Raw genomic sequence first — 13381 nt, forward strand, 5'->3', positions numbered from 1 at the left:
ACGGCGACGCCCGCTCCGAGCGGTGGGCGCGCCGGGTGGGCGTGGGTGGGGTGCGGCAGGCTGGTCCCGTGACCACCTCGCTCCCCCAGCCCGACGACGTCCCGCGGCCGGGCACGCCGTCCTTGCGGTCTCCTCGGCCCGGGGACCGCGGCCCGCTGCCGGCGCGCGCGCTCGAGACGAGCGCGGAGCACCCGTGGCCCGTGCGGCTCCTCGCCCGCAAGATCGAGCAGTACGTGGAGCGGATGGCACCCGTGTGGGTCGAGGGGCAGATCGTCCAGCTCAACCGGAGACCGGGCACGTCGACCGCCTTCCTCACGTTGCGCGACACGGACCTGGACATGTCGCTGCCCGTGGCCGCGGCCACGCGCGTGCTCGACGGGACGCCGCTCGCGGAGGGCGCCCACGTCGTCGTGCACGCCAAGCCGGTCTTCTGGACGCGGCGCGGCACGTTCCAGCTCCAGGCGCGCGAGATCCGTCCGGTGGGCGTCGGCGACCTTCTCGCACGCATCGAGCACCTCAAGCGCGTGCTCGCCGCAGAGGGGCTGTTCGACGCCGACCGCAAGCGGGCGCTGCCGTTCCTGCCGAAGGTCGTCGGGCTGGTGTGCGGCCGGGAGTCCAAGGCGGAGCACGACGTCGTGGTCAACGCCCGCGCCCGCTGGCCCCGGGTCCGGTTCGAGATCCGTGAGGTCGCGGTCCAGGGCGCGCACGCCGTCCAGCAGGTCGGCGACGCGATCCGGGCGCTCGACGCCGACCCGGACGTCGAGGTGATCGTCGTCGCGCGCGGCGGAGGCGCGGTGGAGGACCTGCTGCCCTTCTCGAACGAGGCCCTCGTCCGGGTCGCGGCGGCGTGCCGGACCCCGCTCGTGAGCGCGATCGGGCACGAGACGGACAGCCCGCTCCTCGACCTCGTGGCGGACTACCGCGCGTCGACCCCGACGGCCGCGGCGAAGCGCGTCGTCCCGGACGTCGCGGAGGAACGGGCCCGGGTGGCGCAGGGCCGTCAGCGCCTGCGGACGGCGATCGCGGGGCGCGTGGCGCGGGAACAAGCCCTGCTCGACGGCGTCCGGTCCCGCCCGGTCCTGGCCGCGCCCCACACGATGCTCGCCGACCACGCCGAGCGCGTGGCCGGGCTGCGCGACCGCGCTCGACGCGCCCTCGACACGCGGCTCGTGCGCGCCTCGGGCGAGGTGGGCCGGTTGGAGGCCCAGGTCCGCGCGCTGTCGCCGGCATCGACGCTCGAGCGGGGGTACGCCGTCGTGCAGCGGACGGACGGCCACGTGGTCCGCTCCCCCGACGACGTGGCGGCGGGAGACGTGGTCCACGTGCGGCTCGCTCGCGGTGCGCTCGACGCGGCGGTCACCGCCACGCACGACGACGGGCCCGCGACCGGCGCTTCTCGGGACGCGTCGTGAGGCGCGTCCCGCACCCCGAGGTGTCCGGCTCCCGGACGCCCGGTCCGACCACGACGCACAGATGGGGTTGAATACTGCCGTGACTTTCTTTGACAACGCTGTCACGCCCGACGTCGCGACGCTCTCCTACGAGCAGGCGCGCGACGAGCTCGTGCAGGTCGTCGCGCGGCTCGAGGCCGGCGGCGAGCCGCTCGAGGCGTCGCTCGCGCTCTGGGAGCGCGGCGAGGCGCTGGCCGCGCGCTGCCAGGAGTGGCTCGACGGCGCGCGTGCCCGGCTCGACGCGGCACGCGCCCCGGAGGGACGCACGGACGACGAGCCCGACGAGACCCCCGACGACACCACCGGAGACGACCGATGACCACCTCCCCCGCCGCCCCCGCGACCGACGGCGCCCCTGCGCAGGGCGAGCACGTGCTCGTCGTCGGAGAGGCGTTGATCGACGTCGTGCACCGCGCCGACGGCAGCGTCGACGAGCACCCCGGCGGGAGCCTGGCCAACGTCGCCCTCACCCTCGGGCGGCTCGGCCGCGACGCACGCCTGGCCACCTGGCTCGGGACCGACGCGCACGGCGACGCGATCCGGGCCTGGCTCCACGACTCCGCCGTGACCCTCGCCCCCGGCAGCACCGACGCCGACCGGACGAGCGTCGCCACCGCCCACCTCGACGCCCACGGCGCCGCGACCTACGACTTCGACCTGGAGTGGCGCGTCCCCGCCAGCACCGCCCCGGACGCCCGCACTCTCGCCGTGCACACCGGCTCGATCGCCGCCGTCCTGGAGCCCGGAGCGTCCGACGTGCGCGCCCTGGTCGCCGCCGCCCGCGCCACCGCCACGATCACCTACGACCCCAACGCCCGCCCCGCCCTCATGGGCGACCCCGCCCACGCCCGCACCCGGATCGAGGCGCTCGTCACGCTCGCCGACGTCGTCAAGGTCAGCGACGAGGACCTCGCCTGGCTCGCCCCCGAGACCGACCCCGTCGACCTCGCCCACCGGTGGCTGGCGCTCGGCCCCGCGCTCGTCGTCGTGACGTTCGGCGGCGAGGGCGCCCTCGCCCTCACCGCCGCCGGGGAGCAGCGCGTCACCGCCCCCCGCGTGGACGTCGTGGACACCGTCGGGGCGGGCGACTCCTTCATGGGCGCGCTCCTGGACGGGCTCTGGGACGCGGGCCTCCTCGGCGCGGACCGGCGCGACGCCCTGCACGCGATCGACCCCGCCACGCTGACCGCCCTCCTCGAACGCTGCGCCGCCGTCGCCGCCGTCACCGTCTCGCGCGCCGGCGCGAACCCGCCCCGCCGAGCCGAGCTCGCGTCCGCCTGATCGGCGGCCGGCGCGCATCGGGGACACACAGGCGCCGCCCGGGCGAGCCGCCCGGGCGGCGCCCGCCGCCGGGCGCCCTCAGACCTGGGCTTCCTGCTTCTGCGCGCGCTCCAGCGAACGCCGGCGGTCCTCGGCGTTCTCCTCCTCGATGCGGTCGGCCTCGGCGTCGTCGCGCGTGAGGTTCTCGCTCGTCTCGGGGTCGAAGATCATCATCTTCGTCGGGTCGAACCAGAGCTCCGTGGTGTCGCCGTCGCGCACGCGCGACGCGGAGTCGAGGGCGACGACGAACTGGCTGCGCAGGCCCTCGCCGTCGAGCTCGCGGTCCAGCTCCTCGAGCTGGCCCTTCACGGACTCGTGCATGTCGAACGGCACGTAGGCGTAGAGCTCCGCCCCGAGCCACTCGGTGACGTCGATCTGGACCTCGAAGGTGTGGCCCCGGTCCTTCTTGGACGGGTCGACGAGCCGCGCGTCCTCGAAGTGCTCGGGACGCAGCCCCACGATGACCAGTCCGCGGTCCCCCACGACCGACGCGACGTTCTCCGGCATGTCGAACTCGCCGAACGGCAGCGTGATCCGCCCGCCCGACACCTCGCCCGGCAGGAAGTTCATGGGCGGCGTGCCGATGAACCCCGCGACGAACAGGTTGACCGGCTGCTCGTAGAGCCCGCGCGGGCTCGCGACCTGCTGGAGCACGCCGCGCCGGAGCACGGCGACGCGGTCGCCGAGCGTCATGGCCTCGGTCTGGTCGTGCGTGACGTAGACGGTCGTCGTGCCGAGGCGCCGCTGGAGCCGCGCGATCTCGGTGCGGGTCTGCCCGCGCAGCTTCGCGTCGAGGTTCGACAGCGGCTCGTCGAAGAGGAACGCCTTCGCGTCGCGCACGATCGCGCGTCCCATCGCGACGCGCTGGCGCTGGCCGCCGGAGAGGTTCGCGGGCTTGCGGTCGAGGTGCTCGCGCAGGTCGAGCATGTCGGCCGCGCGCTCGACCTTCTCGCGGATCTCCTCCTCGCTGTGCTTGCCCTTGGCGAGGCGCAGCGGGAACGCGATGTTCTCGGCCACCGTGAGGTGGGGGTAGAGCGCGTAGTTCTGGAACACCATCGCGAGGTCGCGCTCGCGCGGCGCCTTCTCGTTGACGCGCGTTCCGTCGATGTCGAGCTCGCCGGACGTGATGTCCTCGAGCCCGACGATCATGCGCAGGACCGTCGACTTCCCCGAGCCGGACGGCCCGACGAGGATGACGAACTCGCCGTCGGCGATGTCGAGGTTCACGCGGTCCACCGCGAGGAACCCGTCGCCGTAGCGCTTGACGATGTCCTTGAGGGTGATCGACGCCATCAGCTCTCTCCTCGGGTTCGGCGTGCGGCACGGTGCCCGACGACGCGGGCGGGAAGCGGCGGTGCCGCGGCGGGTTGCGGGGTCGGCTGCCGGGCGGCCGAGCGGCGATCGGTGGTGCTCATCCCTTCACCGCCCCCTGGGTCAGACCCGAGACGATCTGGCGCTGGAACAGCACGACGAGCACGACGACCGGGATCGTCACGACGACGGCCGCCGCGGAGATCGCGCCGGTCGGCTCCTCGAAGTACGACGCGCCGGTGAAGAACGCGAGCGCCGCCGGGACCGGACGGGCCGCGCTCGTCGACGTGAGCGAGATGCCGTAGACGAAGTCGTTCCACGCGATGAAGAACGCGATGAGCGCCGTCGTGAAGACGCCGGGCGCGGCGAGCGGGACGATGGCCTTGCGGAACGCCTGCCAGGGGGTCGCGCCGTCGACCTGGGCCGCCTGCTCCAGCTCCCACGGGATCTGCCGGAAGAACGCCGCGAGCGTCCAGATGGAGATCGGGAGCGTGAGCGACAGGTACGGGATGATGAGGCCGAGCCACGTGTCGTACAGGCCGATGTTGCGCCACAGGTTGAACAGCGGCGTGACGATCGAGACGACCGGGAAGATCGAGACGCCGAGCGCCGTCGTGAGGATGAGGCGCTTGCCCGGGAAGTTCAGGCGCGCGATCGCGTACGCGCACAGCGTCGCGAGCACGACGGCGATGACGGTCGCGATGAGCGAGATGCCGATGGAGTTGCGCAGCGCGGAGAGGAACAGCTCCTGGGCGGACCCGCCGCTCGCGAGGATCTGCTCGTAGTTCGCGGTGCTCCACTGCGGCGGCAGGAACGTCCCGGAATTGATGTCGCTGGGGCCCTTGAAGCTCGTCATGAAGATCGACAGCACGGGGAACAGCGCCCCGACGAGGACGACGACCGTGATGACGGCCCACCAGATCTTGGCTCGGGTGCTGAGGACGCTGCCCATCACTTCTCCCCCCTCGCGCCGGCGAGATCCACCTTGAAGAGCTTGATCGCGATGAAGCAGATGAGCACGACGCACAGGAACAGCAGTACCGAGATGGCCGAGCCCATGCCGATCTGGAGCTGACCGATCGAGGTCCGGTAGGCGAGCAGGGACAGCACCTCGGTGCCGTTCGCACCGTTCGTCATGATGAAGACGTTGTCGAAGATGCGGAAGGCGTCGAGCGCGCGGAACAGCACGGCGACCATGATCGCGGCCTTCATGTTCGGCACGATGACTCGCGTGAACCGCTGCCAGGCGGTCGCGCCGTCGACCTTGGCAGCCTCCTCGAGGTCGCCCGGCACCTGCGCCAATCCGGCGAGCAGCAGGAGGGAGATGAACGGCGTCGTCTTCCACACCTCGGACGCGATGATGACGAACAGGCTCGTGCCCTGCTGCGCGAACCAGTTGAGGTCCGGTCCGATGCCAGGCACCCAGTCGAACCAGTGGTTGACGTACCCGGACGTGATGTCGAACGCGTAGAACCACGCGAACGCCGAGACGACGGTGATGATGCCGTACGGCACGAGGATCGCGGTGCGCAGGAGCCCGCGGAGGCGCTTGATCGCGCGGTGCATGACGAGCGCGAGCGCGAACCCGAGGACGAGCTCGATGAGCACGGTGACGACCGTGATGAAGAGCGTGACGCCGAGGTCGCGCCACCACACCGAGTCCGTGAGGATCACGACGTAGTTGTTCAGACCGACGAACGCGCGGTCGTCCGGGGCGGTGAGCTTGTAGTTGAAGAGCGAGTCGTAGACCGCCTGGAGGATCGGGTACAGCGTCACGGCGAGCATGACGACGAACGCCGGTCCGGCGAGGTACCACCCGAGGCGCGCCTCGGCGCGGGCGCGGTCGCTGCGCGCGGCCTTCGCGGCGGCATCGGGCGCGCCGCGGGAGTCCGCCCGGGACTCACGACGGGACCCGTCCTCGCGGCGGGTCGGCGCGTCCTCGGTGGTGGTCGAGGGCGTGGAGGCGTGCCGGCCGCGGGGTGCGGGCTCGACAGGAGGTCCGGCGTTCACAGGAGTCGCTCCCCTCGCAGGACGGCGGTGATGAACTCGGTGGACTCCTGCGGCGTCGTGTCGGGGTCGACGGACGCCGGCGGGTACCACGTCTGCTGGAGGCCCGTGGAGACCTCGTTGTAGAACGGCGTCTGCGGGCGCGGGGCGGCCTGGTCGAGCGAGTCGCGGATGACGTCGTACATGGGGAACGCCTTCTGGACGTCGGGGTCGTCGTAGGCCTCGATGCTCGCGGCGGGGTTCCCGTTGGTGACGAAGTACTCGGCCTGGTTCTCCGGGCTGACGATGCACTGCGCCGCCTCGTACGCGAGGTCGGTGTGCTTGCCGAACGCGCCGATGCCGAGCGAGATGCCGCCGTAGGGCGGGCGGGCGTCCTCGCCTTCGGCGGTCTGCGGGTAGAGGGCCCAGCCGATGTCGTCGAGCAAGGACTGGTCGAGCGACCCCGCGTCGACCGCGCCCTGGGTGGAGGACCAGACGAACGGCCAGTTGACCATGAACGACCCGCGGTCGCCCTGGAACTTCGTCAGGGATGCCGGCTCGTCCTCGCTCGGGAGCCCCGGGCCGCCGACGCCGGACGTGCCGATCTCGCCGATGATGGTCGCGGCGGCCTTGCCCGCGTCGGTGTCGAGGCCGAGCTTCACCTCGTCCGCCGGCGCCTCCGGGTTCTCGAGGATGTGCCCGCCCGCGCCCTCGACGAGCGCGTTGATCCACACCGTCAACGACTCGGCCTTGGCGCCCTGGACCGCGAGGAGCTTGTCCTGGTCCTGCGCGGCCTTCATGATCTGGTCCCACGTGACGGGTTGCGACATGTCGAGCCCTGCGGCCTCGGCGACCGACTTGCGGTACCAGAGGAGCTGGGTGTTGGCCCAGAACGGGATGGCGACCAGCTCGTCCTTCCACGTCGACGCGTCGATCGCGCCCTGCACGACGTCCTGCGTGGTCGCGTCGGCGACGTCGCTGGGCACCGGGGCGAGGAAGTCGGCCTCCGCGAACTCGGCGATGAACACCGGGTCGAGGCTCATGATGTCGATCGACGAGTCCTTCGCCGCGAGGCGGCGGGCGAGCTGCTCGCGCTGCGACGCGGCGTCGCGCGGCAGGAGCTCGGTCTGGATCCGGTACGCACCCCCGGCGGCCTCCGTGCAGGAGGCGGCGATGTCGGCCTGGCCGCCGTTGTCCGGGTTGATGTACCACGTGAGCACCGGCGTCCCGTCGTCGCCCGGGCCGCACGCGGCGAGCGGCGCCACGAGCCCCACGGCGACCAGGACGGCGAGCGCTCGGGTGCGTCGACGCACGTCAGCTCCCCTCGGTCGCGGCTTCCCCGTCTCCGGGGTGTCACCCCTCATGGATACCGCTCCCCGGCCCGGCCCGCCATGCGAACGGGCACGTCGGGCACGCCCCGACCTGCGCGATGATGGGAGCCATGACCTCTCCCGCCCCCGCACAGCCGGTCCGCTCGCTCACCCCCGCCGAGGCGTGGGCGACGCTGCGAGCCGGCAACGACCGCTTCGTCGCCGACGCCCCGCTCCACCCGTCGCAGGGTGCGGACCGACGGCGTGAGACCTCCGCAGCACAGCACCCCCACACCGTGCTGTTCGGGTGCTCCGACTCGCGCGTCGCGGCGGAGATCATCTTCGACCAGGGCCTCGGCGACATGTTCGTCGTGCGCACCGCGGGGCACGTCGTCGACACGACCGTGCTCGGGTCGATCGAGTACGGCGTGGAGATCCTGTCCGCGCCGCTCGTCGTGGTCCTCGGGCACGACTCGTGCGGCGCCGTGGGCGCCGCGGTGGAGACGCTCACGACGGGCGCCCAGGCGGACGGTTTCGTCCGGGCCGTCGTCGACCGGGTCATCCCGTCGATCGCGAAGATCACGGGCGCCGGGAACGGCTCGCTGGAGAACCTCGACCCCGCCGTGCTGCGCCGTGAGCACGTGCGCAACACGGTCGACATGCTCCACTCGTACTCCGCCGGCCTCGCGGCCGCGGTCGCGGAGGGGCGCTGCGCGATCGTCGGCGTCGAGTACGACTTCGCCGAGGGCCGCGCCCACCTGGTCGACGTCGTGGGCGACGTCGGCGAGGCACCGCTCGCCGACGCCTGAGGCCCCGACGGCGGCGCGGGATCAGCCCGCCCCGCGGCCCGCGTGACCTCGGTCACGCGGGTTGCGGGCGCCCGCAGGCGGTGCGGCAGGATGGCCCCATGACTGCATCTCCCGAGGCCTCCGGCGCCGCCGCCGGCGAGGCCGCACCGACGACCGAGTACCGCATCGAGCACGACACCATGGGTGAGGTGCGCGTCCCCGCGCAGGCTCTCTACCGCGCGCAGACGCAGCGCGCCGTGGAGAACTTCCCGATCTCCGGCACCCCGCTCGAGCGCGGCCACATCGAGGCCCTCGCGCGCGTGAAGAAGGCCGCGGCCCGGGCGAACGCCGAGCTCGGCGTGCTCGACGAGGACGTCGCCGCCGCCATCGTCGCCGCGGCCGACGAGGTCGCGTCGGGCGCGCACGACGCGCACTTCCCGGTGGACGTCTACCAGACCGGGTCCGGGACGTCGTCGAACATGAACACGAACGAGGTCCTCGCGACGCTCGCCACGCGCTCGCTCGGGCGCGACGTGCACCCGAACGACCACGTCAACGCGTCGCAGTCCTCGAACGACGTCTTCCCCACGTCGGTGCACGTCGCCGCGACGGCCGGGGTCGTGCGCGACCTCGTGCCCGCGCTGGGCCACCTCGCCGAGGCGCTCGAGGCGAAGTCGGCGGAGTTCGCCACCGTCGTGAAGTCGGGGCGCACGCACCTCATGGACGCCACGCCCGTGACGCTCGGCCAGGAGTTCGGCGGCTACGCCGCCGCGATCCGCTACGGCATCGAGCGTCTGGAGTCGGCGCTCCCCCGCGCCGCGGAGGTCCCGCTCGGCGGCACCGCCGTCGGCACGGGCATCAACACGCCCGCCGGGTTCCCCCAGCGCGTCATCGCGCTGCTCGTCGAGGACACGGGCCTGCCCCTCACCGAGGCGCGCGACCACTTCGAGGCGCAGTCCTCGCGCGACGGTCTGGTCGAGCTCTCCGGCGCGCTGCGCACGATCGCGGTGTCGCTCACCAAGATCTGCAACGACCTGCGCTGGATGGGCTCGGGCCCGAACACGGGCCTCGGCGAGATCTTCATCCCGGACCTGCAGCCGGGCAGCTCGATCATGCCGGGCAAGGTCAACCCCGTCGTGCCCGAGGCCGTGCTCATGGTCGCCGCGCGCGTGGTCGGCAACGACGCGACCGTGGCATGGGCCGGCGCGTCGGGCTCGTTCGAGCTCAACGTCCAGATCCCCGTCATCGCGCAGGGCGTGCTCGAGTCGATCCGCCTCCTCGCGAACGCGTCGCGCGTGCTCGCCGACAAGACCGTCGCGGGCATCACCGCCAACGTCGAGCGGGCCCTCGCGCTCGCCGAGTCCTCGCCGTCGATCGTCACGCCGCTCAACCGCGTGATCGGCTACGAGGCGGCGGCGAAGGTCGCGAAGCACTCGGTCAAGGAGGGCCTCACCGTCCGCCAGGCCGTGATCGACCTCGGCTTCGTCGAGCGCGGCGAGGTCACCGAGGCGCAGCTCGACGAGGCGCTCGACGTGCTGTCGATGACGCGCCCGCCCCAGGCCTGATCCGCCGGACCGAACGTCGCGCCCGAGGGCCGGGCGGGGTGCGCACGCATCCCGCCCGGCTCTCGGCGTCTGCGGCCGCGGACGGTCAGTAGTCGACCGGGTCGAGGCGGCGCAGGACGACGCCCAGCAGTCGCGCGAGCTCGGCGCGCTCGGCGTCGTCGAGGTCCGCGAGCGCCGCGCGCTCCCGGTCGAGCTGCTGCGGGAACACCTCGTCGACGAGCGCGACGCCGTCCTGCGTGAGGGCGACGAGAACGCCGCGGCGGTCCCGCTCGGCGACGGTCCGCTCGACGAGCCCGGCGCGCTCGAGCCGGTCGAGACGCTTGGTGATCGACGCACCGGGGGCGCCGGTCATCGTCGTGACCTCGCCCGCGCGCAGCGGTCTCCCGGCGCGTCGCAGGGCGGCGAGCACGTCGAACTCCGCACGCGAGACGTCGTGGCGTGCCGCAGAGCGTTCGAGCGCGCCTTCGAGGAGACCGGCAGCGCGGCGCAGCCGCGCCCCGACGGCGGAGGTCGAGGTGTCGAGGTCCGGTCGCTGCTCGGCCCACTCCGCACGCACGCGGTCCACGTAGTCCACGGTCCCAGGATAGGGCGGGCATCACAGTAGTTCACTGGTAAAACATCATTGAAGCACCGGTAGCCTGGAGAGGACATGCCTCTCCTCACTCCCCTCCCCGCCCCCGCGCGTGCCGCGCTCGCGCCGGTGCGCACCGCGGCCCAGGACGTCCTCGACCCCGCCCACCTGCGGGCCGCGCTGCGTGCGAGCCCGGCCGACGCGACGCTCGCCGCCGCCCTGCGGTGCGGTGCGGCGGTCGCCCTCGCGATCGCCCTCCCAGGCCTGCTCGGCCGACCCGACCTCGCGGCGTTCGCGTCGCTCGGCGCGCTCACGTCGCTCTACGGCCGGTACGACCCCTACCGCCGCCGCGCCAGCCTCCTCGCCACGGTCGGCGCGCTCATGACCGCCACGATCGCGGCGTTCACCCTCCTCGCGGTCGTCGGCGCGCCCGCGCTCGCCACGACGTCGGCGGTCGCGGCGCTCGCCGCGGGCGCGACCGCTTTCTGCTTCCTCGCCCGGACCGGCCCGCCGGGCGCGACGATCGTCGTCTTCGCCGCCGGAGCCGGACTCGCCGGCTCCCCCACGCTCGTGGACCTCGGTCCCCGCGTGCTCGCCGGCGCGTCCGGCGCGCTCCTCGCGTGGCTCGTCTGCATGGCCGGTGCGCTCGTGCGGCCGACGGCGCCCGCACGCCTCGCCGTCCGGCGCGCCGCCGACGCCGTCGAGGTGGTCGCTCGCGAGGCGGCGGCCGCCTCCTCGGTCGGGCGCGAGGTGGGTCCCACCCGTGCCACGGACGCACGACCTCCCACCGGGCACCCCGCGTCGAGCGCACGCGGCACGCACGCCGCGCGCGCCGCAGTCGCCCGGGCGCGCGAGGTGCTCGCCGACGACGCGTCGTGGCGTCTGCCCCGAGGCGCCGTCCCCGCGCTCTCCCGCGAGCTCGACGAGATCGAGCGGGCGCTCGACGGCCTGGGCGTGCCGCGCGAGGACGCCACGGCGCCCGTCCGTGCCTCGCTCACCGCCCAGGCGCGGTCCCGCGCCCGTGGCCCGTGGCGGCTCGCGACGGCGCGCGTCGGGGTCGCCGGGCTCGTCGCCGGCGGGGTCGCCGCCGTCGCCGGCCTCGGGCACGCGGCCTGGGCGACCATGGGCTCGACTGCGGTCCTCCAGGGCGAGTCGACGCGCCACGCCGTCGTGCGGGCCGTCCAGCGCGGGGCCGGCACCGTCGCGGGCGCGCTGCTCGCGTGGCCGCTGCTCGCGGCGCCGCTCGGTTTCTGGGGGACGGCCGCGGTCGTCGTGGTGCTCCAGACCGTGACCGAGACGATCGTGGGACGCCACTACGGGCTCGCGATGCTCACCATCACGCCCATGGCGCTCCTCATGACCTCGCTCGCGCACCCGGCCGCCCCCGCCGCGCTCGCGCTCGACCGCGCGCTCGACACGGTCCTGGGTGCCGTCGTCGGCGTCCTCGCCGTGGTCCTCGTCCACCCACGCTCCCGCCCCCGCACGAGGAAGGTCCCCGGCCCGCCGAGGTAGAGGCCGGGTACCGCGAGGTAGAGGCCTGGTCATCGCCAGGCCTCTACCTCGCGGCGGGTCAGACCTCGATCGACTCCAGCATCTCCGTGACGAGCGCCGCGACGGGCGAGCGCTCGGAGCGTGTGAGGGTGACGTGCGCGAACAGCGGGTGGCCCTTGAGCGCCTCGATCACCGCGGCGACGCCGTCGTGCCGCCCGACCCGCAGGTTGTCGCGCTGCGCGACGTCGTGCGTGAGGACGACGCGCGACGACTGCCCGATGCGGGAGAGGACCGTGAGCAGCACGTTGCGCTCGAGCGACTGGGCCTCGTCGACGATGACGAACGCGTCGTGCAGCGAGCGCCCGCGGATGTGCGTGAGCGGCAGCACCTCGAGCATCTCGCGGTCGATCACCTCGTCCAGCACCTGCGGCGAGACGAGCGCGCCGAGCGTGTCGTAGACCGCCTGCGCCCACGGGTTCATCTTCTCGGCCTCGGAACCGGGGAGGTACCCGAGCTCCTGGCCGCCCACCGCGTAGAGCGGGCGGAACACCATGACCTTGCGGTGCTGGCGGCGTTCCATCACCGCCTCGAGCCCCGCGCACAGCGCGAGCGCCGACTTGCCCGTCCCTGCCCGGCCGCCGAGCGACACGATGCCGACGGACTCGTCGAGGAGCAGGTCGATCGCGACGCGCTGCTCTGCCGAGCGACCGTGCAGCCCGAAGAGCTCGCGGTCGCCGCGCACGAGCTGGACGTGCTTGTCCGCGGTGACCCGGCCGAGGGCCGAGCCGCGCGGCGAGTGCACGACGAGGCCCGTGTGGCAGTGCAGCGGCCCGGCGGCCTCGACGACCTCCGGGTCGAGGCTCGTCAGCTCGACGGACTCGTGCTCCCAGAGCGCCGCGGCCTCCGCGTCGGTGAAGGAGATCTCGCCCATGCCCGTCCAGCCCGAGTCGACGGCGAGCTCGTGGCGGTACTCCTCCGCGCGCAGCCCGACCGCCGACGCCTTGACCCGCATCGGCAGGTCCTTGGACACGACCGTCACGTCGTGCCCCTCCGCCGCGAGGTTCGCGGCGACGGACAGGATGCGCGTGTCGTTGTCGCCCAGCCGGAAGCCGGCGGGCAGGACGTCCGGGTCGGTGTGGTTGAGCTCGACGCGCAGGGTGCCGCCGACGTCGCCGACGGGGATCGGGGCGTCGAGCCGACCGTGCTTGACGCGCAGGTCGTCGAGCATGCGCAGCGCGCTGCGGGCGAAGTACCCGAGCTCGGCGTGGTGGCGCTTGGCCTCCAGCTCGGTGATGACGACGACCGGGAGGACGACGTCGTGCTCGGCGAACCGCCCGATCGCGCGGGGGTCGCTCAGCAGGACGGAGGTGTCGACGACGAACGTACGGCGCGCGTCGTCGCTCGCATCGTCCTGCAAGGTGGGTGAGGTACCGGGGGTGGGTGAGGAATGGACCACGAGGGCTCCCCTCCGGCGCGCGGGCGCCGTTCTCTCTCTGGGCGAGGCGGGCGACCGGCCGTCGGGCCGTGGGTGCCACGGCTCAGCAGCGCCGGTGCCGGCCCTCCTGGGCGGAGCGTGAACCCCATCGGC

At 73.6% G+C, this 13381-nt stretch carries 12 protein-coding genes; 6 read left to right on the top strand and 6 right to left on the bottom strand.

What is annotated here, in order from left to right:
- Positions 1–68: 68 nt before the first annotated feature.
- The 3 genes from xseA to AC6CH9_RS06575 all read left to right on the top strand — a co-directional run bounded on the left by xseA (position 69) and on the right by AC6CH9_RS06575 (position 2732).
- Positions 69–1412, top strand: coding sequence for an exodeoxyribonuclease VII large subunit (gene xseA, locus AC6CH9_RS06565; protein WP_498154197.1), 1344 nt, complete (start codon positions 69–71; stop codon positions 1410–1412).
- 61 nt (positions 1413–1473) lie between these two features.
- The gene (locus tag AC6CH9_RS06570) at positions 1474–1770 is read left to right on the top strand and encodes an exodeoxyribonuclease VII small subunit (RefSeq protein WP_498154198.1); all 297 of its coding nucleotides are present in this window, start codon (positions 1474–1476) and stop codon (positions 1768–1770) included.
- Positions 1767–2732, top strand: coding sequence for a carbohydrate kinase family protein (locus AC6CH9_RS06575; protein ID WP_498154199.1), 966 nt, complete (start codon positions 1767–1769; stop codon positions 2730–2732). Before AC6CH9_RS06570 ends, AC6CH9_RS06575 begins: the two co-directional genes overlap by 4 nt.
- 78 nt (positions 2733–2810) lie before the next feature.
- Here AC6CH9_RS06575 and AC6CH9_RS06580 read toward each other — a convergent pair whose 3' ends face one another.
- The 4 genes from AC6CH9_RS06580 to AC6CH9_RS06595 form a co-directional block, all read right to left on the bottom strand.
- Positions 2811–4064, bottom strand: a complete 1254-nt coding sequence (locus AC6CH9_RS06580) for an ABC transporter ATP-binding protein (protein ID WP_498154200.1) — start codon at positions 4062–4064, stop codon at positions 2811–2813.
- 118 nt (positions 4065–4182) lie between these two features.
- Entirely contained in the window at positions 4183–5034 is an 852-nt protein-coding gene (locus AC6CH9_RS06585; protein ID WP_498154201.1) for a carbohydrate ABC transporter permease, read from the bottom strand.
- On the bottom strand, positions 5034–6092 hold the full coding sequence (locus AC6CH9_RS06590) for a carbohydrate ABC transporter permease (RefSeq protein WP_498154202.1): 1059 nt from the start codon (positions 6090–6092) through the stop codon (positions 5034–5036). The genes AC6CH9_RS06585 and AC6CH9_RS06590 overlap by 1 nt, the downstream gene beginning before the upstream one ends.
- Positions 6089–7381, bottom strand: coding sequence for a sugar ABC transporter substrate-binding protein (locus tag AC6CH9_RS06595; protein WP_498154203.1), 1293 nt, complete (start codon positions 7379–7381; stop codon positions 6089–6091). The genes AC6CH9_RS06590 and AC6CH9_RS06595 overlap by 4 nt, the downstream gene beginning before the upstream one ends.
- A gap of 128 nt (positions 7382–7509) precedes the next feature.
- Here AC6CH9_RS06595 and AC6CH9_RS06600 point away from each other — a divergent pair, with 128 nt between their 5' ends.
- Together AC6CH9_RS06600 and AC6CH9_RS06605 are read left to right on the top strand one after the other, a co-directional pair.
- Positions 7510–8187, top strand: a complete 678-nt coding sequence (locus tag AC6CH9_RS06600) for a carbonic anhydrase (RefSeq protein WP_389280101.1) — start codon at positions 7510–7512, stop codon at positions 8185–8187.
- 98 nt (positions 8188–8285) lie between these two features.
- Positions 8286–9731, top strand: coding sequence for a class II fumarate hydratase (locus AC6CH9_RS06605; RefSeq protein WP_498154204.1), 1446 nt, complete (start codon positions 8286–8288; stop codon positions 9729–9731).
- A gap of 85 nt (positions 9732–9816) precedes the next feature.
- On the opposite strand, the gene AC6CH9_RS06610 is transcribed toward AC6CH9_RS06605, so the two are convergent.
- A complete protein-coding gene (locus AC6CH9_RS06610) occupies positions 9817–10305 on the bottom strand; it encodes a MarR family winged helix-turn-helix transcriptional regulator (protein WP_064315107.1) in 489 nt (162 codons plus the stop codon).
- 75 nt (positions 10306–10380) lie between these two features.
- On the opposite strand from AC6CH9_RS06610, the gene AC6CH9_RS06615 reads away from it, so the two are divergent.
- Positions 10381–11814: an FUSC family protein gene (locus AC6CH9_RS06615; RefSeq protein ID WP_498154205.1), complete on the top strand. Its 1434-nt coding sequence runs from the start codon at positions 10381–10383 to the stop codon at positions 11812–11814.
- Between the two features lie 58 nt (positions 11815–11872).
- On the opposite strand, the gene phoH2 is transcribed toward AC6CH9_RS06615, so the two are convergent.
- Positions 11873–13210, bottom strand: a complete 1338-nt coding sequence (gene phoH2, locus AC6CH9_RS06620) for an RNA 5'-3' helicase PhoH2 (protein ID WP_047232762.1) — start codon at positions 13208–13210, stop codon at positions 11873–11875.
- Positions 13211–13381 lie beyond the last annotated feature (171 nt).

The sequence above is a fragment of the Cellulosimicrobium sp. GQ32 genome (assembly GCF_059758455.1).

Coding starts and splice junctions, on each gene's coding strand:
- AC6CH9_RS06585 (WP_498154201.1), bottom strand. CDS start 5,034: ATGGGCAGCGTCCTCAGCACCCGAGCCAAGATCTGGTGGGCCGTCATC.
- AC6CH9_RS06600 (WP_389280101.1), top strand. CDS start 7,510: ATGACCTCTCCCGCCCCCGCACAGCCGGTCCGCTCGCTCACCCCCGCC.
- AC6CH9_RS06605 (WP_498154204.1), top strand. CDS start 8,286: ATGACTGCATCTCCCGAGGCCTCCGGCGCCGCCGCCGGCGAGGCCGCA.
- AC6CH9_RS06580 (WP_498154200.1), bottom strand. CDS start 4,064: ATGGCGTCGATCACCCTCAAGGACATCGTCAAGCGCTACGGCGACGGG.
- AC6CH9_RS06615 (WP_498154205.1), top strand. CDS start 10,381: ATGCCTCTCCTCACTCCCCTCCCCGCCCCCGCGCGTGCCGCGCTCGCG.
- AC6CH9_RS06570 (WP_498154198.1), top strand. CDS start 1,474: ATGGGGTTGAATACTGCCGTGACTTTCTTTGACAACGCTGTCACGCCC.
- AC6CH9_RS06575 (WP_498154199.1), top strand. CDS start 1,767: ATGACCACCTCCCCCGCCGCCCCCGCGACCGACGGCGCCCCTGCGCAG.